Origin of the sequence: Paenibacillus sp. FSL M8-0212, from assembly GCF_038004645.1 — a bacterium.
Taxonomy (GTDB): domain Bacteria; phylum Bacillota; class Bacilli; order Paenibacillales; family Paenibacillaceae; genus Paenibacillus.
This window is the reverse complement of the sequence record NZ_JBBORP010000001.1, coordinates 3465089-3490985: the sequence shown is the minus strand read 5'-3', so window position 1 is coordinate 3490985 and position 25897 is coordinate 3465089. Positions and strand designations below refer to the sequence as shown.

23 protein-coding genes are annotated in these 25897 nt (G+C 46.6%); 6 read left to right on the top strand and 17 right to left on the bottom strand.

Annotated features, from left to right (window positions below):
• Together MKX68_RS15375 and MKX68_RS15370 are read left to right on the top strand one after the other, a co-directional pair.
• Window positions 1-969 (top strand): ABC transporter ATP-binding protein, encoded by a 969-nt coding sequence (locus MKX68_RS15375; protein WP_340915395.1) that lies wholly within the window; start codon window positions 1-3, stop codon window positions 967-969.
• A 96-nt stretch (window positions 970-1065) separates the two neighbouring features.
• Window positions 1066-1743 carry a succinylglutamate desuccinylase/aspartoacylase domain-containing protein gene (locus tag MKX68_RS15370; RefSeq protein ID WP_340912726.1) on the top strand — a complete coding sequence of 226 codons (678 nt, stop codon included), beginning with the start codon at window positions 1066-1068 and terminating at the stop codon, window positions 1741-1743.
• A gap of 88 nt (window positions 1744-1831) precedes the next feature.
• On the opposite strand, the gene MKX68_RS15365 is transcribed toward MKX68_RS15370, so the two are convergent.
• The 11 genes from MKX68_RS15365 to MKX68_RS15315 form a co-directional block, all read right to left on the bottom strand.
• Window positions 1832-2887: a serine hydrolase domain-containing protein gene (locus MKX68_RS15365; RefSeq protein WP_340912724.1), complete on the bottom strand. Its 1056-nt coding sequence runs from the start codon at window positions 2885-2887 to the stop codon at window positions 1832-1834.
• A 165-nt stretch (window positions 2888-3052) separates the two neighbouring features.
• Window positions 3053-3454 carry a MerR family transcriptional regulator gene (locus MKX68_RS15360; RefSeq protein WP_340912722.1) on the bottom strand — a complete coding sequence of 134 codons (402 nt, stop codon included), beginning with the start codon at window positions 3452-3454 and terminating at the stop codon, window positions 3053-3055.
• Between the two features lie 26 nt (window positions 3455-3480).
• Complete coding sequence (locus MKX68_RS15355) at window positions 3481-4968, bottom strand: alpha/beta hydrolase family protein (RefSeq protein ID WP_340912720.1); 1488 nt, start codon at window positions 4966-4968, stop codon at window positions 3481-3483.
• An 84-nt stretch (window positions 4969-5052) separates the two neighbouring features.
• The gene (locus tag MKX68_RS15350; protein WP_340912718.1) at window positions 5053-6615 is read right to left on the bottom strand and encodes a glycoside hydrolase family 32 protein; all 1563 of its coding nucleotides are present in this window, start codon (window positions 6613-6615) and stop codon (window positions 5053-5055) included.
• A gap of 40 nt (window positions 6616-6655) precedes the next feature.
• A complete protein-coding gene (locus tag MKX68_RS15345; RefSeq protein WP_315939444.1) occupies window positions 6656-7483 on the bottom strand; it encodes a carbohydrate ABC transporter permease in 828 nt (275 codons plus the stop codon).
• Window positions 7483-8367 (bottom strand): carbohydrate ABC transporter permease, encoded by an 885-nt coding sequence (locus MKX68_RS15340; RefSeq protein ID WP_340912712.1) that lies wholly within the window; start codon window positions 8365-8367, stop codon window positions 7483-7485. Before MKX68_RS15340 ends, MKX68_RS15345 begins: the two co-directional genes overlap by 1 nt.
• A gap of 146 nt (window positions 8368-8513) precedes the next feature.
• Window positions 8514-9839: an ABC transporter substrate-binding protein gene (locus MKX68_RS15335; protein ID WP_338588588.1), complete on the bottom strand. Its 1326-nt coding sequence runs from the start codon at window positions 9837-9839 to the stop codon at window positions 8514-8516.
• Between the two features lie 161 nt (window positions 9840-10000).
• Window positions 10001-10981 (bottom strand): LacI family DNA-binding transcriptional regulator, encoded by a 981-nt coding sequence (locus MKX68_RS15330; RefSeq protein WP_091038467.1) that lies wholly within the window; start codon window positions 10979-10981, stop codon window positions 10001-10003.
• 92 nt (window positions 10982-11073) lie between these two features.
• Window positions 11074-11517: a FixH family protein gene (locus MKX68_RS15325; RefSeq protein ID WP_340912709.1), complete on the bottom strand. Its 444-nt coding sequence runs from the start codon at window positions 11515-11517 to the stop codon at window positions 11074-11076.
• 19 nt (window positions 11518-11536) lie between these two features.
• Window positions 11537-11986 (bottom strand): disulfide oxidoreductase, encoded by a 450-nt coding sequence (locus MKX68_RS15320; protein WP_124118173.1) that lies wholly within the window; start codon window positions 11984-11986, stop codon window positions 11537-11539.
• Between the two features lie 189 nt (window positions 11987-12175).
• On the bottom strand, window positions 12176-13798 hold the full coding sequence (locus MKX68_RS15315; RefSeq protein WP_445259884.1) for a copper amine oxidase N-terminal domain-containing protein: 1623 nt from the start codon (window positions 13796-13798) through the stop codon (window positions 12176-12178).
• Between the two features lie 336 nt (window positions 13799-14134).
• On the opposite strand from MKX68_RS15315, the gene MKX68_RS15310 reads away from it, so the two are divergent.
• Together MKX68_RS15310 and MKX68_RS15305 are read left to right on the top strand one after the other, a co-directional pair.
• Entirely contained in the window at window positions 14135-14341 is a 207-nt protein-coding gene (locus MKX68_RS15310; protein WP_017692174.1) for a hypothetical protein, read from the top strand.
• Window positions 14342-14544: 203 nt separating this feature from the next.
• Window positions 14545-15651 carry a stalk domain-containing protein gene (locus tag MKX68_RS15305; protein ID WP_340912704.1) on the top strand — a complete coding sequence of 369 codons (1107 nt, stop codon included), beginning with the start codon at window positions 14545-14547 and terminating at the stop codon, window positions 15649-15651.
• A gap of 122 nt (window positions 15652-15773) precedes the next feature.
• On the opposite strand, the gene MKX68_RS15300 is transcribed toward MKX68_RS15305, so the two are convergent.
• The 3 genes from MKX68_RS15300 to MKX68_RS15290 form a co-directional block, all read right to left on the bottom strand.
• The gene (locus tag MKX68_RS15300) at window positions 15774-16430 is read right to left on the bottom strand and encodes a hypothetical protein (protein WP_340912703.1); all 657 of its coding nucleotides are present in this window, start codon (window positions 16428-16430) and stop codon (window positions 15774-15776) included.
• Between the two features lie 35 nt (window positions 16431-16465).
• Window positions 16466-17518 (bottom strand): hypothetical protein, encoded by a 1053-nt coding sequence (locus tag MKX68_RS15295; RefSeq protein WP_340912701.1) that lies wholly within the window; start codon window positions 17516-17518, stop codon window positions 16466-16468.
• A gap of 90 nt (window positions 17519-17608) precedes the next feature.
• Window positions 17609-19324 carry a DUF6138 family protein gene (locus MKX68_RS15290; protein ID WP_340912699.1) on the bottom strand — a complete coding sequence of 572 codons (1716 nt, stop codon included), beginning with the start codon at window positions 19322-19324 and terminating at the stop codon, window positions 17609-17611.
• A 341-nt stretch (window positions 19325-19665) separates the two neighbouring features.
• Here MKX68_RS15290 and MKX68_RS15285 point away from each other — a divergent pair, with 341 nt between their 5' ends.
• A complete protein-coding gene (locus tag MKX68_RS15285; RefSeq protein WP_017692170.1) occupies window positions 19666-19908 on the top strand; it encodes a DUF7662 domain-containing protein in 243 nt (80 codons plus the stop codon).
• Window positions 19909-20031: 123 nt separating this feature from the next.
• Here the strand turns inward: MKX68_RS15285 and MKX68_RS15280 are convergent, their stop codons facing one another.
• The 3 genes from MKX68_RS15280 to MKX68_RS15270 all read right to left on the bottom strand — a co-directional run bounded on the left by MKX68_RS15280 (window position 20032) and on the right by MKX68_RS15270 (window position 25154).
• A complete protein-coding gene (locus MKX68_RS15280) occupies window positions 20032-21684 on the bottom strand; it encodes an extracellular solute-binding protein (protein ID WP_338588595.1) in 1653 nt (550 codons plus the stop codon).
• A gap of 142 nt (window positions 21685-21826) precedes the next feature.
• A complete protein-coding gene (locus MKX68_RS15275) occupies window positions 21827-23419 on the bottom strand; it encodes a response regulator transcription factor (RefSeq protein ID WP_340912697.1) in 1593 nt (530 codons plus the stop codon).
• Window positions 23397-25154, bottom strand: coding sequence for a sensor histidine kinase (locus tag MKX68_RS15270; protein ID WP_340912695.1), 1758 nt, complete (start codon window positions 25152-25154; stop codon window positions 23397-23399). The genes MKX68_RS15275 and MKX68_RS15270 overlap by 23 nt, the downstream gene beginning before the upstream one ends.
• Window positions 25155-25316: 162 nt before the next feature.
• Here MKX68_RS15270 and MKX68_RS15265 point away from each other — a divergent pair, with 162 nt between their 5' ends.
• Window positions 25317-25595: a hypothetical protein gene (locus tag MKX68_RS15265; protein ID WP_074096519.1), complete on the top strand. Its 279-nt coding sequence runs from the start codon at window positions 25317-25319 to the stop codon at window positions 25593-25595.
• Window positions 25596-25897 lie beyond the last annotated feature (302 nt).

Genomic DNA, 25897 nt, shown 5'->3' with positions numbered 1-25897 from the left:
ATGATCACAGCACGGCATCTGCAAAAGGAATTCAAAACTCCTGTTATTCGCGAAGGGCGTTTCTCCGGTTTACGTACGTTATTTTCACGTGAGTATGTGTCCAAGGAAGCGGTACGTGATATCAGTTTTGATATCGGCCCTGGGGAATTTGTGGGTTACATCGGTCCGAACGGAGCTGGCAAGTCTACCACGATCAAAATGCTGACAGGTATTCTGCACCCAACCTCGGGTGAGGTAAGGCTTGACGGTATGAACCCACATCAGGACAGGCGCAGGACCGTTGGTCGACTGGGCGTTGTGTTTGGGCAGCGCAGCCAGCTCTGGTGGGATCTGCCCGTGAAAGATTCATATGATATTTTGGCCGAGATGTACGGTGTCCGTGCCGAGGACAAAAAGAAACGGCTGTCCCAGTTCGCCGAACTGCTGGACCTTGAATCGTTCTGGGCCACGCCTGTCCGCAAGCTCTCGCTTGGACAACGCATGCGTGCGGATCTCGCAGCTTCCATGCTGCATGATCCCGAACTGCTTTTTCTCGATGAACCAACAATTGGACTTGATGTGAACGCAAAGCGGAATATTCGTCAATTTCTACGAACATTAAATGAAACGTTTGGCAAAACGATTTTACTGACCACACATGACATGGACGACATTGAGCAGTTATGCAGCCGGGTCATGGTGATTAACCATGGTCAACTGACATATGACGGCACGATCTCATCACTTCGCGAAACCATCGGACTACCTACGCTGATTCGGGTAACGTTCCGAGGAGCGTTTCACATCCCGAATGTTATATCGTCCGCGATACATATTACAGGAGTGGAAGGGCAGATTGTCACCGTCGAAGTGAACCGGAAGGAATGGAGCACAATGGACATTCTGAAACAGTTGGAGCACTGGGGTGAGATTGAAGATGTAGAGATGAAAGAACCCGATTTTGAAGATATCATTCATCGGGTGTATTAGTCGGCCCATTTTGTGAGGAAATAGGATGAAGACCTGTTCTTACGCCGTTACATGAAAGAGGGACATGGCGTAATGTAATAACGGAGGTGAAGCGTCATGCTTGTGACCAAACATGTCCTTGCAGCATCCAGCGTACACGCCACTCCCTACTTCATCGTACGTGGCATGATGCCGGGACCCTTGATGTTCATTACATCCGGGGTTCACGGGAATGAAACGGCGAGTATGGCCGCTGCGCAAAAACTCGCAGATGATATTGCGACAGGTCGTCACGCCATTCAGCGAGGGCTGTTAATTATCGTGCCACGCGTGAACCAGCAAGCCTACGCAAAGAAAATCAGAGGCAAGCCAGATCTGAATCGTACGTTTCCACGCCGTATGTCAGGCAAGGCCAAACATCCGCTCGCTGCGGCGGTTTTTCAGTTGGCCCGTGAACATCGGGCCGACTGGTGGCTCGATCTGCATGAAGCTAACGGCCTATCGCAGCTTAGTTCGCGAGTGCTTGGACAGACATTGATCACCAATCCTGGCAGTCGCACCATTCCAGTTTGCAGAAGAATTATCGAACGGATGAATCGGTCGATTGCCATTCGTGATCGTCATTTTAACCTCAAGCAGCATGAATTGCCGGGATCTGCCCGTACAGCGGCTTCAAGACTATTACAAGCCCGTTCCGTCACGGTGGAGACCTGCTGGAGTCTGAAACGCTCGACCCGTATCAAGTATCAGACGGAGATTGTACACCATTTTCTGCGTGAAGCGGGTATGTCATGATTGAGATCATTAAGATAGAACTAAAAGAAACCTCGAACAGAGAGCGTCCGAAATACATCTTTAGGTGCTCTCTATTAGAGGTGTTTTTTTATCTCTGCATCATGGCTTCCAGTATTTTATTACCCACAGGGTCCAGCGGCATGAGTGGATAAAGGTCTTTTTTAGTTATAAACTTGAATATCGCATCCAGATACTCATCCACAATAGAGGCAGATCCAAAACAATAATTGGACAATAATACGACGCCTATACTCTGTTCCTTATTTATAGCCAAATAACTGGAGAAACCAAATGTGCCACCGTTATGCCAGAGAATATTCTGATCTGAGATATTATCACTAAACCAGGCGTAATGATGGGTTGAATCTCCAATCATCACAGGCATGTGACTTTGTTGTATTGCAGAGACTGGCGGATGATCTTCATTCAGGTTGGCCTGTACAAATAAACACATATCGTGAAGAGATGACTTGATCGCTCCTGCCCCTTCATGTACACCCGTATCCCAGTGAGGCATCTTTTTCCCCGTTGACGTATGTCCATCTACAAATCTGCCGTTCTGTTCTGCATTCAGCATAACAGCTGTCTCTGTCATGTTTAATGGACCTGTGATATATTTTTTCAGCAGATCGTCATATGTACTTCCTGATACTTTACATAGGATATAGCTAAGTAAACCCACGCCGGTATTGGAATACTCAAATGAACCCATCTGATCCGTAAAGTCAGCATCGGATAAAAAAGCAAGTAAATCATCCGCCGTATAATTCGAATACGGATTGTATCGGTTTTTCTTCGAGGACAGGTTTGTGGCAACTCCGGGTAAGCCAGAGGTATGCGTCGCAAGACTTTTTAAGGTAACCTTATTCAAATAATCGTTTTTGCCATTGTGTATGTACTTGCCAACCGTGTCATCCGTGGAAAGCTGCTGTTGACGCTCCAATTCTAACAGAAGGATCGATGTAAAAAGTTTGGTTACAGAGCCGATTTCGAACAACCTGTGTTCAGGAGAAGCCACGCTCTTCTTTTTGGGATTGCCCAATGAATGATATTCGATATCTCCCTTTGTAATAACGCCAATCTCAAGGTGCAGATGTTTCTTTCCTTTAATGTAATCGGATACAAAACCTTGTAAATCCCTCATAGAAAATGTTACTCCTTTTGTGGTGTGAGTTTCATTATTGAATTATTGAAATCACGTTTACCACCATTATGTATTGGCAAACTACACTATGTATTCGTTTTAAATATCCGATTCCCTGCTCAGTAGTCCACGCCTGTTTTCTCCTAAACAGGAAAAGAGCCGCGATTACGGCTCTTTCTTTTGCACCCTGAACGATTGAATATAATTGTCGATATCGTCCTCCGGTGTATGTAACAGTCGTGCCAGATGAATCTGCATCTGTTCCAGATGATCGATATGCTTCTGAATATCAGTGATTCGGTCAGAAACGAGTGTTTTTAACGTATCACTTTCCATATCTTCCTGGCTGAGCAGTTGCAGGGTCTCTTGTATTTCCTTTAAGGAGTAACCCAGTAGCTGGGCATCCTTAATGAACTTAATTTTGACCAGATAATCCTCGGTATACACCCGATATCCGTTGGAGGAACGACGGGGAGCAGGCAGAATTCCACTATCTTCGTAATAACGGAGGGTTGCCATACTCACGCCGGTACGCTTGGCCAACATTCCTCTTGTCATGGTTTCCATGTCTACTCCTCCACCTTTCTGCGGACTTATTGCGTTTGTTTGTTGCGTATCTTGGTATACGTGGCATCATAGGTGACCTCGGGAAATTGTGCTGAAGCTCCTTGCAGCAATGACTGCTCTTCCCCTTTCAGATAACGGTCAAAGAATGCCAGCGCATAGGATCTGGTTATATCCACATTATGTTCTGGCGTCATGCCTCTGGCGAATAGTTTCGGTGAAATCAACGATATATCCGTAAAGCTTTGATGGAAGAAATTATCCACCGTCAGATAATAGGTATCATTCAGACTACTTGTCATCACTCGATCCAGATCAGGCTTAAACTCTGGATAGGCTACTTTTTCCGTTTCGGTGGCATCCGGTTCCAGACTTTTGGCGGTTCCACCCGACATGATATACATAAACGGCTGTTTCAGGGCTGTCGTGGATACTTTTCCCCAGAATCCTCCCTCCAGGCTAAGTCCTGCCTGGAATCTTTCATCCTGCGCCAGTGCTTCCGCTGTTGTTGCCCCACCATACGAATGTCCTATGATGCCAACGTGATCCAGATCAAGTTTGCCTTGGAGCAGTTGATTCGGATCATGTGAATTCCACTGGGTAAGCATATCGAGAACAAAGCTTGCATCATCTGCACGTATGCCTATACCTTCTACATTATATTGATATAATTCCGCTGACGTTGCAAATTCAGGGTCAGCCTGATAGGAGACTTCACGTCCATCGGGAAATGTCACTTGTGCTGACGTATACGGGTGATCTATCCCCACGACAATATAACCATGGCTAACCAGTTCCTCAATCATCGTCATGCTCTGAAAACGGGCTGAGCGGACACCCGGCGAGAATAGCAGAACCGGATACTTGCTTTGGACGGTGGACATCTCAGCTCCTTGCACCACATGTGTTGGAATGGTATCCAGATAACTGAACACCTGAGACGGAATGCCAAACACCAGACTGATCGCTTCTCCCAGTTCACTAGGGTAATGCGCCAGCGGCAGCCCTTGGGCGGCCTCCTGATCCACCGGGTACCATACATTAATCATAAGTTCACGCTTGTCCCCCGCGTCGGGTGTTTGGGTCTCTTCACGAGATCCATCCACCAGGTGCTCAGAGAACGTGCCAATGGCATAGGTGCCGGTTGGTTCAGGCATCGTAAAGGCAGGTAACAGCCAGGTAAGTATGATTGAACCTGCACTGAAGGCCAGAACCAGAATCGATACCAGTGTCATCTTGATTTTTGAAAGACGGTTGGGTCTTCGCGCGCTCTGAACATAACGGCCACTACGGTATGATTTCATGAGTTGAATGATTAACGTAATGAATAATACTAGACTAACAAGATAGGTTGGTATCATCTGCACGCGAAATGAATTGATCAAGCCATGCAGAAGCACTGCCAGAATCAGAGCTGTGAGTGTCTCCATTATCATTGCCCGGCGCTTCGGAAACACCAGCATAAATACCGTAGCAGCTACGGTTACCAATACCAAAATCCATTCTAAAATTCTCATTATTCAGCCTCCAATATTTCTTGATAAAAAAAGAATAAACCTTGAAGTATACTTCAAGGTCAAGGCTGAATTTTAGATAGAATTTTATCGGGGAATTCGTAAATCCCATTTGTGAAGCTCGGTCAACGTACACGTTCCAGACGAGAAAGCCTTGATACCTGTCGAGTTCGGCCCAGGATATATTCGCCCTGTCATGACCTGCTCTCCCTGCTGAATGAACACCTCAACGGAGCTGACATCCATAAAAATATGAAGTTCCAGTTTCCCGGCAAGCAGTTCCACTGTCACAGCTCGTTCTCCGCCCGGCCCTTGTCCGGCATGCTCGCGATTTAAGCATAAACGACGCTGCTCTACATCATAGGAAATCACGGTTTCTTCATCCTCACCCGTACGCAGCTTCAATCCGAAGTGTCGTGCCTGTTCCGCTTCGAATACAGCATACAGTTCGTAACAGTCTCCACTGATTCCAAGATCAAGATCATGTCCGTCACCACTTAAATGTATACCATACTGCTCGGTGCCTTCCGACCTGTACTGTATAAGTTCGGGAAGCGGCTGGAATATCAATTGTTCTCCCCTGCGAATGAGTTGTCTCGGCAACGTCATCGCTCCAGCCCAGGCATGAGACTGTTGTGTCGGGATTTCCGTTTCCCACGTATCCATCCAGGCCACCATGATTCGTCGTCCCTGTGCATCCTCCATCGTCTGGGGCGCGTAAAAGTCGAAGCCACAATCCAGCGGAACGTACTGCTCGTACTTCAGCACACCTTGGTCTTCATCCAACGTTCCCATCATATAAACGGTCGAATGCAAGTTGCGATAGTTATCTCCCTGAGCAGGCATGCGCTGTGGAGACATGATCAGCACATCTCGGCCATCCAGTGTGAACAGATCTGGACATTCCCAATTGTCACCAAGCGTCCCGTCACTCTGGGCCATGATGTTAACATAACTCCAATCCAGCAAGTCCGTTGAACGGTATAACAGAATGACACCTTTGCCCGCAGCATCATTTGAGCCAAGGACGCAATAGTACACACCGTTTCGTTCAAACACTTTTGGATCACGGAAGTCCTTGGGACTGGTATACGCTGGGATTTGATCCAGCCGTATAACCGGATTCATCGCGCTTTTGACAAAATCAATTCCATTGTCCGAGACAGCGATATTCTGTGTCTGCAAGTAATCGTTATCCTTGTCGGGTCCAGTCACAACATGCCCCGTGTACATCAGCACCAATTTGCCATCCTGCACGATTGCACTTCCGGAGAAACAACCTCCACTGTCGTAGCTCTGATCGGGCGCCAGTGCAACAGGCAGGTAAGACCACGTAACCAAATCACGGCTCACCGCATGGCCCCAGTGCATCGGCCCCCATACCGGTTCATAGGGATAATGCTGATAAAACATATGATACATCCCACCAAAGTATATGAAGCCGTTGGGGTCATTCATCCAGCCTACCTCCGGCATCAAATGATAGGCCATTCGATAGGTTGGATCAACTTGATGTCGATGCTCCTTGATATATGCATTGGCCCGGGCGAGTGTATAACTCTCCTTCGTTTGAGCCGAAGAACTCGTCAGTCCAAGGTCTGTCTCTTGCCTTGTGTCTATTTCCTGCTGCTCGTATCGTTCCTGGTTCATATGCTTCACTCCTGTCTCTCTCTATATCACCCAGCTGAACTTATTTGATAGCCCCTTGCATAACCCCCTGAATAATGTACTTCTGCGCAAACAGATAAACGATCAGTACAGGCAGCAGGGTCAACACCAGACCAGCCATCAATGGGCCGTAATCCACGGTATATGTTCCATAAAAATAAAACGTGGACAGCGGCAGCGTACGCTGCTCGGATGAAGTCAGCACCAAGGAAGGCAGCAAAAAATCATTCCATATCCACAATACATTCAGTACGCTAATCGTTACGGTTGTTGGCAGTAACACCGGCAGTACGATGCGAAAAAAGGTCTGCACTCTGCCGCAGCCATCCATGAGAGCCGCTTCTTCAAGCTCCAGAGGAATACTTTTGATAAAGCCATGGTAGATAAATACGGCGAGCGGACTGCCAAAGCCAATATACATGTAGATCAGCGACCACTTGTTATCCAGCAGGCTAAGCGAGCCGTATATTTTAACCAATGGAATCATAATGGCCTGGAACGGAATAATCATCGCAGCTACCATCAGGAAAAAGAGATACTGATTCAGTTTGCTTTTGTGACGAACAAAGTAATGGGCTGTCATCGCCGCAAAAAGAGCAATCAGTAATACACCTGCAATGGTAATAAGCAACGAATTGCTGAAGGCGGATACATATCCCATTTTGTCAAACGCATTGACGTAATTATCGAATTGAAAGGAGCTTGGCAAGCCCAGCGGATCGGAGGTAATTGCCTGGTTAGCCTTGAACGAATTGACGATTAGAAGTACAAACGGAAATACAAACAAAATCATCACAACGATTAATGCAATAAACTTCATCCAGTTGAGAATGCGCGATTGTCCAGCCATCATGCCTCGACCTCCAGTTTTTTGCTGAAATAGACCTGGAGCAATGTAATGGCGGCTACAAGGATAAACAGAACAAAGGCTTCTGCCTGACCCAATCCGTAGTCACGAGCAAGAAAGGCCTGCTCATAAACATGCATGGATACCATCTCTGTGCTCTTGAAGGGCCCACCACTGGTCAGGGAGACGTTCAGATCATACACCATGAATCCCCGTTGCAGTGACAAAAAGATGCAAACAATAAACGAAGGAACCATCAGTGGCAATACAATGCGCGCCAACATTTTGCGATTACTTGCCCCATCAATGCTGGCTGCTTCCATAACATCCTTCGGCACATTCATCAGTCCTGCAATGTAGATAACCATCATATAGCCGGCATACTGCCAAACGGTCACCACAATGAGTGCCCAGAACGCTTTATCAGGGTCAGCCAGCCAGGAGGTGGAAAACAGCGTGAGATTCATTTTTTGTCCTGCAAAAACGAGTACCTGATTAAAAATAAACTGCCAGATGAAACCAAGCACGATTCCGCCCACCAGATTCGGCAGGAAAAATCCGGCCCGAAACCAGCCCTGTGCCTTCATTCCCCGAGTTACAGCGTAAGCGAGCAGGAAAGCAACCGTATTGGTCAGCACAACGGTAATAAATACGTACTCCAGCGTCATCCCGAATGATTTCCAGAACACCGTGTCCTTGAACACACCGATGTAATTATCCCAGCCAACAAAGTTTTGATCGACTGCAATACCATCCCAGTTCGTAAACGTCAAATAAATACCATACAAAAATGGAATAATCATCACCGTAGCAAACGCAAATAATGTCGGGCCAGTAAAGATCAGGCGAGTGCGCAGACGTGTCCATAATCCTTTTTCGGTCAGCATTGTCATCCTCCACTCTATCCAAATGATTAGCCTGGCGGTTATACCGGAAACAAGTTGAACGGACCTCATGTGGAAGCTGTACATTCATCATCTCCGGCTACCGCTAGTCTCTCTCTATGTGCTGCACAGGGCTATGATTAATTCCTTTATTTCACGTTGCTCCAGTATGCCTGAATTTCACTGGCAAGTCCGGCACGGTCAATGACGTCAGCCAAATATTTCTGCATGGATGCACCCAGTTTGGACCAGTGATCCGCGGGAAGTGTGCTCATTGATTCCTCGATTTTGCCTGCCTTGATGTATTCACTAATGGATTTGCCAAGCGGATCTGTTGGCTCTAGTGTAATGTTGCTGAATGCCGGAATAATACTGGCTTGATTCACCAGGAAATCCTGACCTTTTTCGTTATAAACGATCCATTCCAAAAATTTCTTCGCTGCTTCCTGCTGCGCTGGTGTGCTCTTCTCCTTATCCAGCAATATTCGTTTGGATACGGCAGCAGAGATTTGTGTATTACCGAAATCATCCGGATTATTGCTCACAGGTACCGGGAGGAAGCCATATTTTCCATCTGCTGTATCAAAGCTTGAAATTTGTGGCCATGCCCAGTTGCCCTGGAACCAGATGCCTACCTCACCCTTGCCAAGGACCTCAGGTCCACGCTCATAGGTTCCGGACAGTGGAGAAGCCTTGTCGATATTGTAGGTTTTCATCAGGTCAAATGTATCTAACAAGCCATTAAACACGGCGTTGGAAGCAAGGTCCACTTGACCTGCCTTCAGATCCGTAATGAATTGATCCACCTTCGCACGGTCCGCCGACTGGCCACCATATGCAAGCCCCAGATAGTGCGCACCAAGCGACCAATCCATCGGAGATACAATCAAAGGTGATTTTCCAGTAGCAGCGATCTTTTGGAACAGCTCATCGAGCTGTGCAGTGGTCTGTACAGACTTCGGATCGAATGTCCCACCTACTGCCTGATCCAAAACATTCTGGTTATAAATGAATCCATATCCTTCAATAGAGAACGGGAAGGCATAGTTTTTGCCATCAAACGTTGTAGCCGCTGTGCTGTTCTCCACGGCATCCTTCATCCAAGACTCGGATGTGAGATCCAGAACACGATCCTTGAATTTCTCTACATCCCCTGTATCCAGCATCATCATCGTTGTAGGGCTGCCGGAGGCATACAAAGCAGACGCTTTTTCAAACGGAGACTGTCCACTGCCTACAGGTACAATTTCGAGTGTGATATTTGGATTTTCGGCATGGAAGTCTTTAGCCGCTTGCTCCAGCTGACTGTTAATTTCCGATTTGGAATTGAGCATGGTGATTTTGACACTCTCACTGCTGCTACCCTCTGAGGAGGAGTTGGACTCCGTCGTTGCTTCACCTCCACATGCTGACAATACAAGCATTATAATCAATGACAATACCGATAATTTCATCCATTTCCGTTCTCTTTTCATCTTGTCATGCCCCCTGATCAATAGTATAAAAGGAAACGCTTACAAGACGAATTATAATGTCAAAGGTTTAACATGTCAATCGTTTGACATACTATTTTAAAAAAAATAACGTGCCTTGATTTTTCTGTTGCAAAAGGACGAATAGAAAAAAACGACCTTTATCAGGTCGTCTCTCTCTCCACGATGGTAACCGGCAAAATATGCTCCATTTCGATCTTCTCTTCCGCAAGTTGGCGCCGAATCAGATCAATTGCCAGCTTAGCCATAGCCTCCACCGGCTGCCTGATCGTTGTTATGCCAGGCACCGTATACGCTGCCGCACGACTGTCATCATAACCTATAATAGCGATATCGTCGGGTACCTTGCGCCCACCTAACACGATCTGCTTCAGCGCATGCACCGCCATCAGATCACTCGTTACAAAGAGCCCGTCCACCTCGGGGTGTTGTGCAAGCAGCTTATCCACTAATTCCGTATACTGATGCTGATCAAACACATTCAGATCGGTTTCATGAATCATGACCGGTTTGACTCCATGAGCCTGCAATGTATCAACGAAACCTGTCGTCCGGCGATTGGACAGCATTTGCAATTCCAAATTACCGCAGATATGTGCCAGATTCCGTCTGTTCTTCGAGAGCAGCAATTCAGCAGCCATAACCCCTCCCTGATAGTTATCAGATGAGATAAACGGGATGTCTTCACCGATCTTACGATCAAAGGTCACGATTGGGGAATGCAGATTCATATACTCATCAACTTCCAGTGTATGACTTCCCATAATAATGCCATCCACGCGATTACCCTTAAGCATTTCCACATATTCACGCTCTTTGGAAGGGTCCATGTGGGAATTGCATAACATAATTTTAAATCCATTCTGGTAAGCATGATACTCAACATAGCTAGCCAGTTCTCCAAAAAACGGATGGGATACATCAGGAATAATCAAGCCTATAACATTGGATTGCTTACGCAGAAGAGAACGGGCAATTTCATTGGGTCGATAATTAAGTTCGTCCATGGTTTGATACACTTTGTCCCGAGTCTTCTGACTGATATATCCCCGGTTGTTTAATACACGCGAGACGGTAGTTACAGAAACTCCTGCCCTGAGTGCAACATCATGAATAGTTGCCATAACACCCTCTTTTCCTACAACATTCTTCATACCTTTAACATTATAAACCCATTGCTAACCCTGAACCAAACCCTTGGTACCCGCCCATTGCTTCATTCCGCTACAATTCTCGCTCTCGGCATGCTATGCATAGCTCCGTGCGTAACATGGACCTGTACCACATACGTACCTGGTTCTTCAAAGGTATGCTGGATTTCATACAGCCCTTCCTCTGACTCAGTGGCAGTAATAGCCCCCTGATTCTCCAGTTCGTCCGCTGTCATCATACCTTGTTCCGGAGATACAGAAGGCGGATCATCAAGCTCATTCCAGATCTGGAATTGCACATGATCAGCCTGACGTAACGGTGCATCTCCCTGTGTAAGCTTCACCTGCAACCTTGTTGGTTTATGAAGAGAAGCCTTCTCTGGAACGTCAAGTTTCACTTTAATCATCTCTGGCATCTCGCCTGATTGTGACTGTTCTTCATAATAGCATCCAACCGTCAGGAGGAGCAGAATAATGAAGGGCATGAACCAACGAGCTTGTCCGCTCATCACCATCTATCCTTTCTTATTAAGAAGATTTTGGTGTTTTGCCGATACCCCACAGCATCACGATGATGATAATAAAGGCGATCAGTGCCAGTAATGGAATTGTGATGAAACCAAACCAATTCAAATAGTCGGTATAACATGGAACCTTACCGCACGCCACGGCATTACCTGTAGCCGAAAAAATACGCTGGATTGTTACATGATATAACGAAATGCCGCCACCGACGAAGCTAAGTGGGAGTACGTATTTGGTGATGCCCACGTCATCCTTAAAGTAGGCAATGCCCAACAAGATGGTTAGTGGATACATGAATATACGCTGGTACCAGCATAGATCACATGGAAGATATCCCTTGATCTCACTGAAATAGAGACTCCCCCCTGTTGCAATAACGGAAACGGCCCAAGCAACAAATAACCGGGTATCCACATTTCTCGCTGGACGCTCCGATTTTGATGATGTACTCATTCTTCTGTCCCCCTCTTCATTTTGCTTATACCAAATTATCATACATCATTCTAGACTCCATCGGCTATTCAAGCTGTTATGTAGGTCATTACTCGATGATTATACCAAATATTTGGAACTTTTGGGTGAATACAAAAAAGCTGCCGTATGGGGCAGCTCTTTTTGTTTTAAACTTGTTTCACTCTACTATTACATCGATTTCGTCAGCGTAATGGAACCATCTTTTTGTGCCCATTTCACGTCCCAGTTCAGAAGTTCAGCAATGAAGCGCAGAGGTACTTGCGTACGTCCATCTTTGTTAACAAATACCGTTGCACCCACGTTTTTCTTCACGCCGTTCACTTCCATAACGTTGTTGTTCACCCAGAATTCAAGCGTATCATCGCCAGCCATTACCGTTACTTGTTGTGCCTTTTTGTCCCATTTCACCGTTGCACCAATACCTTCACTCAAGAAACGCAGTGGAATGTATGTTGTGTTTTTCCAAAGCACTGGTGTGGTGTCCATGTTGGTTGTTTTGTCGTTAATTTTCAGCATTTTGCTGTTCAGTTGCATCCACACCGTTGTCATTTCTGGCGCTGGTGCAGGTGTTGCTGGCTCTTGGAATTTGTCATTGAATTGAGTCACGATGGCATTACCAAGGGCTTGACCTACACCAAACATCACTTTGAAGCCTTCACGATTTGTTGTGTAAGAAGCATCATAGTTACCTGCTGCATATTGATTCAATACGTTTTGTACTTGATTTTCATGCGTTGTCAGCGCTTGTTGTCCTGCTGCTTTTGGCAGATTGCCAGCTGTTGCTGAATCCAGGAATGTAGCGAACTCTGTTGTAAATCCATCAATACGTTTCTCTACTGCCGCACGAGCCGCAGCATCGTTGTTTTTAACAGCTTTTACATAGTCGCTTTGTGCATTAACGTGGTTCGTTACCCAAATTTTCTCGAAAGCATTGGCACCATCGTTACCGTAAACGGAAGCAATCGCTGCTTTGAAGTCAGCTGTGTTTCCAGCTTCAGCTGTAATCAGTGCGTTGGAAGCGGCTGTACGTCCATCAAATTCCTCTTGCATTTGCAGAGCCGAAAGCGCAAAGTGTTCGGAAGCCAAGTGGTTGAGTGCAGATCTCAGATCGGCTGCTTTTGTATCCGCTTTGGTATTTTCGAATTTCTCAGGCATTTGTGTAGTAATAGCTGTGGAGAGTGCCTTACTTACGTCGAACATTTCTTTGAAACCTTCACGATAAGCCTTGTATGCATCAGCGTAATCTCCAGCTACATACTCATCGAATACTTTTTGAACGAGATCTTCATGTACTTTCAGTGCCTGTTTGGCTGCTGCTTTTGGCAACTTGCCTTCGGTAGCTGTGCTCAGGAATGTGGAGAATTCATCCACAAAACCGTTGATGTTTGCTTGTGCTTGTTTGATCCCAGCCTGGTTGCCCATTTTGGTTGCTTTCACCAGATCATCTGTGTATTTGTTATGAGCGCGGAAGATGCGTTCGAATTCTTTGGCACCTGCCTCACCGTATAGGGAAGCGATGGCTGGTTGCATATCCAGTGCATTCTGGTCGAGTGCTTTGTAGGCTGCATCTGCATCTTTTGCTCCGTCATATGCTTTTGCCATGGCCGTTACTGCGAGTGCAAAGTGCTCGGACAGCAGGTGGTCCAGGTTTGCTCTCAGGTCAGCCGCCGGTGTGTTCACGGATGCTTTCATCATTGTCATTGGTGTCTGTGGTGCAGAAGCTGCTCCAGCGATCCCCGGCATTAACAGTGTCAAGCTAAGTACAGGTGCGATAAACTTCTTCATTTTCATTTTCATTACTTGTTCACTCCTCGATTATGTTTTGTGTATAATTTCTTTCCTCGTCGTCGTCTTCATAGGGTGTAACGCAGGGTTCTCTATTCTGGATCACTCTGTGGGCAAAAAAAATTCGCAACCTTCAGTGAAGAAAGCTGCGAATGCCTGTTGTATCAAGGTTTTTTAATATTAAAAAATAATAAAATTATAGTGATCTTTCTGCTCCAAGACTACATACATACTGTAAGACAGATACTTCATTTCCCTTATTTTCTCAAATGAAGCTTACATCAAAGGTTAACTTGAAGTACAATAAAGACATATCATATTATTCGCAAAGGAGGTCCATTCATGACCTGGTTGCCTTATGTTTTAATTGTGGGTATTGCCTTATTTGGAGGTATTGCTACCATGATCATCGGAAATTCCAAAGCCAATCAGACCAGCAACCCCGAATATGACCGCCGCACAAAGCAAAACCTAAGCAAACTTTCCTATGTGTACGTTGGTGCGATTGTACTTGGTTTTGGCGGACTAATCCTCTATCTTTTTAACTAAAATGTTTCGATTCGGCAAAGAATATGTTCAAACACACCAAGCAGCTTCAGTTTTTGTTCTACATTCTCAGCATATATACACATGTTTACAAGTTGGAGATAATTCAGAATTATTCTGGATATGTTCGGGGTTTAATATAAAGCCATAAGGGACAGCGAGCCCATTAAACAAAACTAAACCCCAACTTGAAGGAGAGATATATGATGAAAAAAAACATGAAGAAATCCGTAGCAACGATGATGGTACTGGGCATGACATTAACAGGAGCAACGGGCGTATTCGCCGGAACGCAGCTGGAGAAAATCTCTGCATACCTTAATCATGGAATCAGCTTTAATGTTGATGGGGCGGCTTACTCACCAAAGGATAGTAATGGCAACAAACTTGCTCCAATTACCTATAACAACTCCACTTATCTGCCTGTACGTGCGCTGGCCGATGCGTTGCATGTACCCGTATCCTATGACGGCAAAAAAGGGCAGGTTATTATCGGCCAAGCTACGAGCAATCCATCAGCTCTGACAAATGTAACGTATAGTGCAGCACAAAAAGAGGCCATTCAAAAGGCTTTTGCACAATTCGATGGGTTTGAGACCGCTTATGCACCTCAGCAGATGATCGCAGGTGACACGTTCAAAAGTGTAGGAGCGGGTGGCGATGGTGTTAGCTTTATTTTTAGCCATATGAAAGTGGATGTATCTCCAAGAGATTATTCGGACGGCTATGCGAGTAAAGACGTGAAACTGTCCAATGGCGTTATCGCCAAATGGTACACACCCGATCAAACGGGCATGCTCACGTTCCAACTGGATGATCGCTACGTTACGCTTAGCTCCCCGGATCATAAGCTGAGCCAAGCTCAGTTGCAACAAGTCGCTGTCTCTGTTCAGAAGGCAACTGGCAACAACGATCAAGGGATCACTGCATTTGCAGATGTGAACTATAGCAAACAACAATTGGATAACATTCGTAAGGCATTTGCGAAGTTTGACGGGTTCACCACAGCCTATGCTCCCCAACATATGGTTGCTGGAGATACGTTCAAAAGCGTAGATGCAGGCGGTGATGGTGTAAACTTTGTTTTCAATCGTATGAATGTCACGGTATCCCCTAAAGACTACTCGTTCAGCTATGATGGCAAAACGGTAAAACTGCCTAATGGCGTATCAGCCAAATGGTACACACCAGATCAAACGGATATGCTCACATTCAAACTGGACGATCGTTATGTAACACTCAGCTCGCCAAATAACCAATTGACTCACACTCAACTGGAGCAAATGGCAGTATCCGTACAAAAAGTGAAATAAACAAAAATAAACACACATCATTTCGGTCCCGCTCTATGAGCTGGGGCTGATTTGATGTGTGTTTTGTATGCTCAAACTCTGCTGCAAAGACCTCTTCCTGTTCGTCTGTCCCTATCCTGCAATTAACTCTCTGCCTTATTCATGATCTGGCGAAGCCAGTAATACCGATGCAAGTCCATGATAAAATGAAACACCACAAATGCCAGCATAATGTATACACACATTAGCACAACAGCCACAGTCTGCTGTGTAACAAAGGCCAGTGAAATATTGGCCAGAAGATATGCTCCGCCCGTAATCATCGTTAATGTGGCAACAGGCATACCTGTGCTTTTATCCCTTTTTTTACGCTGAGGGGGCTGCTGCAGCTTACGCAAACGAAACTTCACGTATTGGAACAAAGCAAAACCATATACCACAAATGATCCAATGGCGTACCAAGGTGTTGTCAGACCAATTGTCCCGTAAGCAAACTTCTGTATAATCACCATAAATCCCACAGAACAAACGATGCCAAATACGCCTCGGAACAATACATAATTCAGTTGGAGTCTACGTGGGGCAGCAATCAGGGCAATCGCCCATATATTCATAAAGGCTAGCGGTGGCACGAGAATATACGCATACAGTGATTGGAACGGGACACTGAACACGGGAATAAGCAGAAATACGTTAAGAAAAAACAGGACAAGTATGCCTGCACTCAGCCGAATACCATCTACCGCATAGATTATATAAAGTGAATCATCATACGGTTTTAAACGTTTATTGTTCGCCATTATAGCTCTTCCTTGATAGATTCGTTTTGTCATGACTACAATGCCAGTTCAGCCAAACGAACAACCCTGCGATAGACCATCGCATCCATCAGATCCTCCCAGTCGAGTTCACTGGCATTAATGTCTCGATAATATACCGCAGCAGCAGGCAAGAAACCAACCAGCGGCCCTGTACCACCGCAAATCAGACTTCCGCCGTCTCCGCCTTTGGGCATCACATCCCCAGCTGAATCGAGGGTAAGCTCATACTTGTAGGGATCACCAGCAAATTGCACCCCGAAGAAATTTGGCAGTTCCAGATCATAAGGACGATCATCCTTTTCTTCAACCCGTGTAGAGTCTAGATCTGCCGATCCATCCACAATCTCATCCACGCCTTCCAGACTGCCAAAGTGCTTCAATCTCATCGTATAGTCGAAGCTGTCACCCCAGGGAAATAACGTGCGACAACCGCCGCCATAGATATACTCCCATTCGTCTTCGGTCAGCAAACCAAAACCCGCCGCAGCTTCCTCCCTCACGACGTCCTCCAGTTCTATTCCTTCATTGAACCACAGGATTCGGACTTCATCCTCACTTTGGCGAATTAGACGGAATTGTTGATGCAATTCATATTCACGTATTTCCGATTGCTTAAACTGCTCCAGGGCTGACGGGAAATCAGGATCTTCCTGTGCAAATGCTTCCTCCTCGGACACTTCAATCCAGCCAAGCGAGATCAGTTCGCATTCCACAAGCATCGGCGCAATAGTAACTTCTCTCACAGGTGACATTTGACTCGCCAGAAACGAATCTACGTCCTCCACACCATACTCACTGACCGTTTCATGCAGGTCGGCTGATGTCTCTTCGTTCATACCATGCTGCCAACGATCCCAGCCTAGTGTTACTTGATCCCCAGGGACAAACACAAATCTCAGCCCATCCTCAGTAAATACACCCGTCTCCATCCGCTGACCGAATCGTTCAAATGTCTCGAGACCCTCATAATGCATACCATCTGGTAACTGATGAACCAGCTTACGCATCCAAGCCTCTTTGTCCTGAGCATTCAACCCCTGCCACATGTCTCGTCTCAATGCCTCCATGACTCTCCCCACCTTTCCTTATGCACTTTCACTTCTCTAAAATGCTCTACTGACTCGCACATCACAATCTTATTTGTCTTGTGTACATCTTCATTTCCCTGCGGCTTGCAACAGTTCCATCAATAATTCCTTCCGTCTTCCCTCGGCCTTGCGAGCGAGTGTTGAGATCTTCTCCACCTTGCCAAAGATCGGATAGACTACATGTTCCGCTTCACTACGTTCGAGTCCTTGAATCTGTCTAACCAACAGTTCGAGTATTTCATCATTCTCCAGCACGGACTGAATCTTCAGCTTCAGACTATCGGTCGAACGACGCAAACTGGCGACTAACGCAGGTATGGATTGAGCCGTTACACCCTGTTGTTCTACAAATGCCGCAATGAACTTATCCTGAATCAACTGATGTTCATCATCTACTTCGCCCATGTAATATTCAACCAGCGGGAAATACCGCTCATCCACAAGCCCCAGTCCAAAGGTTGCATAACTGCCTGGCATACAGCTTTTCTCTCCCTCGGTATCCTCGTAGAACTCAAACTCCTGGATAGCCTCACGCGCATACTCTTCCAGGAGTGGATGCAGCTCCGGGTATTCCAGTGCATTCGCAAAGAATCGGTGGGTATCCGACTTCGCGAGTCCCTTGATCGGCAAATACTGCTTTACGGCAGATTTCAGCTTGATCTTATAACCTTTTGGAAATCCCTGTTTCAATAAATGAATGATAAAGGTAAGTGCCTGTTGATAGGCACCCGCCTCCTCCTTACGAATGTGAATGGTCATCAGAGCAAATACATCATTTGCTTTGCATTCTACTTCTTCCGTTTTCACATGAATATCGTCCTTCGCATACGTTCCGCTGCCTTCTGTCATCATACGTGCCGCACGTTTGCTACCGAGTTGCTTCGCGAGTTCCAAGAAAGTCACACCTTTGGGTTTGCTATAACTCGGCTCAAAACGCAGAATCATGACCGCCGTGTATAACAGCAAATCTATTGGTTGAGTCCCGGGTGTTTGCGCCTTCCCCTGCTCATCCGACGGTTGGCCTGTCTGTGATTCAACGTCCCATTCCAACGTTGCTCCTGGCTTAAGCGAATATTCATTGGTACGATAAGCCGAAGACTGTACATCATAATACTGTGGCAAAAACTGATTCTCCGCCCATGCCGTCACCGCACGAGTAATCTCACCCCGATGTTCAGCAAGTGCCTCCGGACGACCCTGATTCAACTCTAGAATCCGGTCATACTGCCTGATGGTCCATGCTACATCCAACTCCGGGAACAGCTTTGGATCGAGCAGATGACTCGTCAAAAAGAAGGATTCCAATGGCTTTGTTGGATATGTACTGTTCTCCAGATTCTTGTCTACATAGGTATGAATACGCTCAAGGAGCAGCTTTCTTTTCTCTTCGTTTATCCATTCCAATAAATTCAGTTGCAGCTTGCCTTCGGTTGTTGGGAATTTCCCACGCAAGGTGAAGCGGTAGTCAATCAACGGAGTATCTGCCAGCTTGTCCAATCTTTCCTGAACAACCTCTACAAGTTTAGGCCCAATCTCGTTACGTACTTGTTCCTCGGTAAAGGCTCCTGCCTGCTTTGATTTCACATCATCATCCAAACCCAGATCCACGCTGTCTACCGTGGTCCGTCCAGGTTTGTAATCCAGCACAATATCATTAACAATGCCCATTTGCAGCGTGGTTCGCTTCACAACACTTTCCAAATCATCCCGCTTTTCCTGTTCATCAAACCATTCATGAATCGTCGTTATCATCTCTTCCATCGCCTGATCATAAAGTGTACTCATCTAATCTCCTGCCTCCCCATGCATCTTATGATGTTCATCAACCACACTTGAACCTCTATGAATCCCGGATCAATCCGGGGCATCTATGTTATAAATACGTATTGATGTTCGTATACTACCTATTATTTTACTCTCTCCAGCACACCCGGAACAATAAGGCAGCAGGGGGAGAAAAGGTGGTGAAAGATGCCCATAAGTGGTATTTAAGACATGCCCTAGTCAAAGAGATCTACGGATACGGATTCCTTTTTTTCATATCTATGTACACTCTCGGCTTGCCCTCGCTATCATCATCCCTACGTTGTATAATTATTGTATTCCTTTTCAGGAGGTTCGAATAAATGAGCTACAGCAAATACTTCCCCTTGGAAAACTATTTGAATCAGGTTTCAATCACCCTTACATATGCAGAGCTTGAGGAAATTCTCGGATTTACGTTACCCCCTACAGCGTATAATCGCGAACAATGGTGGGTGAATAATTCCATGAATCATACACAAGCATTATCCTGGTTAAATGCCGGATGGAAGGTGGATAATGTGGTTTTAGGAAAAAACGTTACTTTTGTCCGCTGTGAGTCATAGCTGATCTGTCCGATATAGATTGGTAGCTATAACTCCTAAGACTCTATTTTTCCATAAATGTTATTCGAGACAAAAAAGTAGGGTAGATCCGATGAATGCATCGTTCTACCCTGCTTTTGTTTATTAATTGACTGTCTTATACCACTCGTTCACTTCGGCGGTAATATCATCCCCGCCCATGGATTTCCACTTTGTCACAAACGCATCAAATTCCTCAATGCCTACCTGACCATAGATGATCTTGCTGAACGTATCTTTCTCCAACTTGTCGATTGCGTCCTTCTTCATTTTCATCGTCTCGGTTGGTGCCCCGGTGAACTTGTTCTTGATCGCGTTATCTTTATTCGCAACGACGACTTCAGCGGCTACAAACACTTCCGGTTTGTTGGCAATTTTCGTATTTTTCTCAAAAGGAGTCTCCGGTTCCTTGCCCTTCGCAAGTTCCGCCAGCGTATCCATCATAAGATTCGGAATTCGGGCACCATCATACGTAATTGTATATTTGAGTGGTGATACGCCGTCCTTCACTTCGGCTTCACCAACAACTTTGCCATCCACGATGTCATAGTCATATCCTTGTGCAAAGCCATGTTCGAACTCGCTGCCCACTTCCGGGTTGGCAAAGTTGTCGAACAGATAATTTTGATACGTGAAGAAAATCTCCGGGTTCGCCATGTCCTTGTTAATCAGCACCACCCCGTTGCTTGCCCCTGAACCATGTTGGTGGCTCTCGCCTGATGGTCCTGTAGGTAAGGCAATGGCCTTATACGTGGCACCGTCCACATTTTTCTTCACATCATCAATCGGCCAGTTTGGCATCCAGTGTGGCCCCACAATAATGCCTGCTTTACCTGCGGTGAACAATTCTGCTGCCTTGATCTCGTCATAGACACCCGCTTCTTTGGGCAAATAACCTTTGGACAACCAATCTTTCATCGTTGCAAGACCTTCCTTCACGCCTGGCTGAATGGAGCCATATTGCAGTGTTCCGTCTCCGGCATCATTCCACTGTCCAGGCATTGTGTTGTACATGCCGAAGATCCAGCCGGATTCCGTCATCCAGGTATTGAGCGCATTTTTCATGCCGACGGTCAGACCATACGTATCTTTTTTGCCGTTCCCATCCGGGTCTTGATTCGTAAAAGCATCCATGACCGTAACCAGCTCATCCATGGTTTTTGGTTCTTCCAGTCCCAGCTTCTTCAGCCAGTCTTCCCGGATAAACATGACCGAATCGCCGTTGTAGGCATAATCGAAGATTGGAATGCCATAACGCTCGCCCTCATACATGTACGGATACCATTCCTCCGGCGCCGATTCAGATGCCTGTTTCCATGTGTCCGAAGCATACTTGTCAAACAGCTCGCCTGCATTCGCAAACTTGCCGGACTCAATTAATTCCCGTACCAGATTGTAGTCTCCCCGAATGGATACGATATCCGGCAGTTCTTCGTTAGCGGACAGCGACAAGCGTAATTTCGTGTAAAATGCATCATTGGTCACCGATACAGCCCATGGTGTGGTCAGATCGATGCCAAGTCGTTCCTTGGCCCATTTGGTATGCACATTGTTCTGTGCCGTTTCCCCATTCTTGAATTTCGTATCATCATTCCAGGCCCGCAAATAACTCATCTGTACCGCCGGTTCATATTTCCCGTCTTGCAGAGCAAGTGGTGCAGCGGCTTCCTTGGCCGGTTCTTCCTTGGCCCCCGAACTGCATGCCGTTACAGCAACCATCGTTATTGCGAGTAATGCCGTCATCATTTTTCTATACATGAACTAACCCCTCCTCAGGTAACTTGGATACCCTTATATGCCAAATGCACCTCTGCATGTGGCATTATGCACCTTACATGAAAAGGATAGTGCAGCCGGGGAGGCAAACATATATCACAATTTCAATGTTCATATTGATTTGTTAACCGTTCCGAAAATCCTGCGGGGTCAGTCCATAATGTTTGCGGAAAACCTGAATGAAATAAGGCGTGTTGTTGTATCCCACTTCCTGACCAACTTCATAGATCTTCATTGCCGTATGCTTCAGCAAATGAACCGCACGTTCCATTCTGGAACGGATAATATAATCACTAATGCCCTCACCTGTGGATTGTTTGTACATTTTCGACAGATATACCGGGTGCAGATGCACCTCTCCGGCAATGACCTGCAACGATAGATCCTCACCCAGATGATGGTCAATCCATTGCTGCACCTGCCGAATCAGCGTTGATCCGGCATCCTGTCCCGCATCGCTTGTACTCTCTTCCCACTGCTGCATCACACTTCTGGTCCACGTTTCCAGACTACGCAGCGAGATGCCATAACCATCCTTGAGCAACTGCTGGTACTGCTCGCCAAGCACTTCGGCTAACTGCCTTCCTTCCCGATGAGCCATATAGGAGAATGCCGCCGCCAAATAATGAAAAGCCACATACACATGCTCCGGGAACACACTGTTCGACAGCTCGGCAAAGATCTGATCAATCTTACGGTGTGCATCCTCCATGCGCCCGGCTTCCAGCAACGCCGTTAGACCCGGCGGTTCATACAGCGCTGCAAGTGACTTCAACGTGGCCCCATTGGTTCCCGCAGCCGCATTCAGATGTAATCCTTTGCCCGCCTCGGCTTGCTTGCGAAGTGCACTCACAGCTTGATGATATAGCTGCGGCACCTGATCTGGGAAACGTCCCATACGACTAACGGATAGGGAAATGGTCGCGTTCAGATACTGCCTCACACTGTGGATCAACCGCTCTCCAAGTCGGCCCATTAACATTTCAGGTTCGGCCTGAGTTTGTTTGGGACTGGCCATGAAGACCAGATCATCATAGGCGTCATCTGTATGGCAGAGATGATAGGTACTGCCGTAGATCTCTTCCACTACATTCGAGATGGCGTACTTCATCAGTCGAAACGCTTTATGTGTGGGTTGATGGTCATCATACCGGATGAGCAGCAGTTGCATTTTATCCTGTGGACGGAACCCGATCTCCAGTTGCTCCAGCTTGCCTTCGAGTTCAGCATCCGCAAATTTATGCCCTAACAGTACATCCTTCATCAGCTCCGCCCGCTTCTCGGGCAGATGTTCCCTTACCGAATACATCGCCCGCTGATGCAGCATTTGTTTCTCACCCTCCAGGCGAATCTGCACAGCGGCCTGCTGCACGGATTCGATCAGTTCTTCATCCCGGACCGGTTTGAGCAGATAACTGACTGTCCCATGTTTGAGCGCCTGCTTCGCATAATCGAAGGAAGCATGCCCCGACAAAATAATACATTTCGTCTGTTCCCACTTTTGCCTGATGTGACTGACCAGATCCAGACCGGACAGACCCGGCATGCGAATATCCGTGATAATAATATGAACCTGTTGTGATGCCATATGTTCCAAGGCTTCTTTGACTGAATAGGCTTTGAACACCTGACCAATCCCGTGTTCTCTCCATGGTATGGAGACAGCGATCGACTCTACTGCGGAATGTTCATCATCAACGACCATCAGATTCATCATGCGTTTGTTCCTCCTCAAACCATCGAATTTCTACACTAAGTCCCCCATAGGGAATCGCTCCAAAATGAAGACCAGACGACAGCCCATATCGCGTAACGAGACGCTGGTGCACATTCCATGTGCCTGTTCCAATCTCCTCACCCATCGGCTCATTGATCTCCCGTTCCAATTCCGCAATCTCTTCCGTTGTCAGCGTGACACCGTCATTGTCAACAAACAGGCTATATCTTGTATATTTTCGTCCCTCAATATGTTCGGGTACCGCCATCCCCGTTACGACGACATGCCCACTGCCTTCCAGCGGCTCAATGCCATGGATCACCGCATTCTCTACGATGGGCTGAATGAGCAGTCGCGGAATGTGAAGCTGCATCAGTTGCTGCGGTACCGCGATCTCGTAGGTCAGTCGGTTGGTCCGCATCTGTTGAATGGACAGATAATGGTCCAGCAGCCGAATCTCTTCTTCTACTGTCGTCATGTCATTCTCGCCCCGCGTAATGTAGCGATAGTAGTCTCCCAGACTTAGCGACATGGCAATAACCGCTTCACGGTTGCCAAGCTGGGTCATATTTTTGATATAAAACAGGCAGTTGTACAGGAAATGTGGATTGATCTGTGATTGCAGATGTTTCAGTGTGGCTTCCCGTGAGCGGATACGTTCCTCGTATACCTTCTCAATTAGTTCCTGAATCTGCTCTGCCATATGGTTGAAGCTCTGGGTCAGGTACGCGAATTCATCACGGGAGTGATCAACTGGAATCCGAGTGGACAACTGCCCTTTGCGAATCTGTTGCAGCCCTCTCATCAAACGATGGATGGGCACCTGGACTTTTCGATACAAAAGCAGTGCAGCCCCGATACTCAGCACGAGCAGTAACAGAATGGAGGTAATAAACATATTCCGGCTCTTGTCCATTGGGGTTAGTAAATCATCCAATACCACCGGGTTCACGTATACCGCTTGCAGTTGTTTCGAGTGTACGTAACTGACCAGATACTGTTTGTCACCCACCTCCAGCTGATGATTACCTTCCCGCTCCGGTCCGTCAAAGGGGATATCTCGCATAATGGCTTCGACCAGTTCGGGGTCCGCCGTACGGTTCAGCAACGGATCTTTACCTGGTACGAGCAAGAAAGGATCTCCTCCCTGCGTTTCTTTGAAATCATCCAACATGGCAACCACGTTCATCGGGTCAAAATTAATCTCCATCACCGTTCGCACGCCTGTGTTCACCGGTTTTTCATTCCACTCATAGTTATCCGTGAAAAAGTAGGTGAAACTCCCCTGCTCCAGCTGCCATTGGCCCGGTTGCGGAAACGTCAACATCTTCTCATCGTAGACCGTCCGGCTGGACATGGTGGACAACACAAGTTCCGCTTGTGGCAGCACAATGGTAATATCATTCTTCCAGCGGCTGGTGGACTGGTACAACGATAATTTGTCGAGAATATCCAGATAGATGCTGTTTTTCTCATATTGGCTGGTGGAGTCCGTCATGTAACGATAGTGCAGGATACTGGGATCTCGCAGCAATGTCAGGCCATACAGCGAAAGCTGCTCGATATTTTTATCCACCTGGGAACTGAAATAATTGAACTGATTCAGACTCGACTGTTGTTTCTCTTCAACGACCATGTCCACATTTGCCTGGTTCGCGTATGTATACAGCAGCAGAATGGGTACCAGCAGGCAGATTAAGAGAATGACCGTCTTCGCAAATACTGTGAATTTCATCGTTTCACCCTGTCCCTGAATTTTGAAGTCTTTCTATACCGAAGTCCTATTTTATATTGAAAGCCCTTACAATTCTATATGATTTTTTGTTCTTCCGCTTTCCTGTGACTGGAAATCCTCTTATACTGGGAGTGAATCGACATTTCGTGAGGGGGCTCTGTGATGCAACTGACAGAACAAGGCATTTTGCACATTGAAGAAGACGATATCTCCAGCTTGTATTGTTACCGGGATCAGGATGGCATGGGTTTTGAAGCTTCCTTCCTGTTTGAATTGCAGCTTCAGGGCTTAACGTTGACACAAGGCAGCGTTCGGGCAATTCAGTTTGGTTTTGAGGAAGAGGAAGCCCCCCTCTATGAAGAACGGGAACGTCTGGTGGCCGAGGTACAGTCAGCGGTTCGTACCGTTGATGCGCAGTATGATGGCTCCATAGTGAAATGATATAGGTACGTTCAGCACGAAGGGCATATCGGAAGCAGATAACATATGGCCGGAGCACAACCTGAAGACAGGGCATTGGACTTTACAGTCGGATGCTCCTTTTTGTCGTTTCCATCAACAAGTTAATATTTCAACATCCGCATTGAAATGTTGTTCTATAGTCCGCCCTTTTCCATTGCTATAATTCAGTTGCTCCACTCTGCGCAGAGGCTTGCTCGTCTCATCATGCCGGAGCTGGACGAGATAAAGGAGGGACCCTGATGGCTATCGAACAACCGTTAACAACCAATACGCCGGTGCGA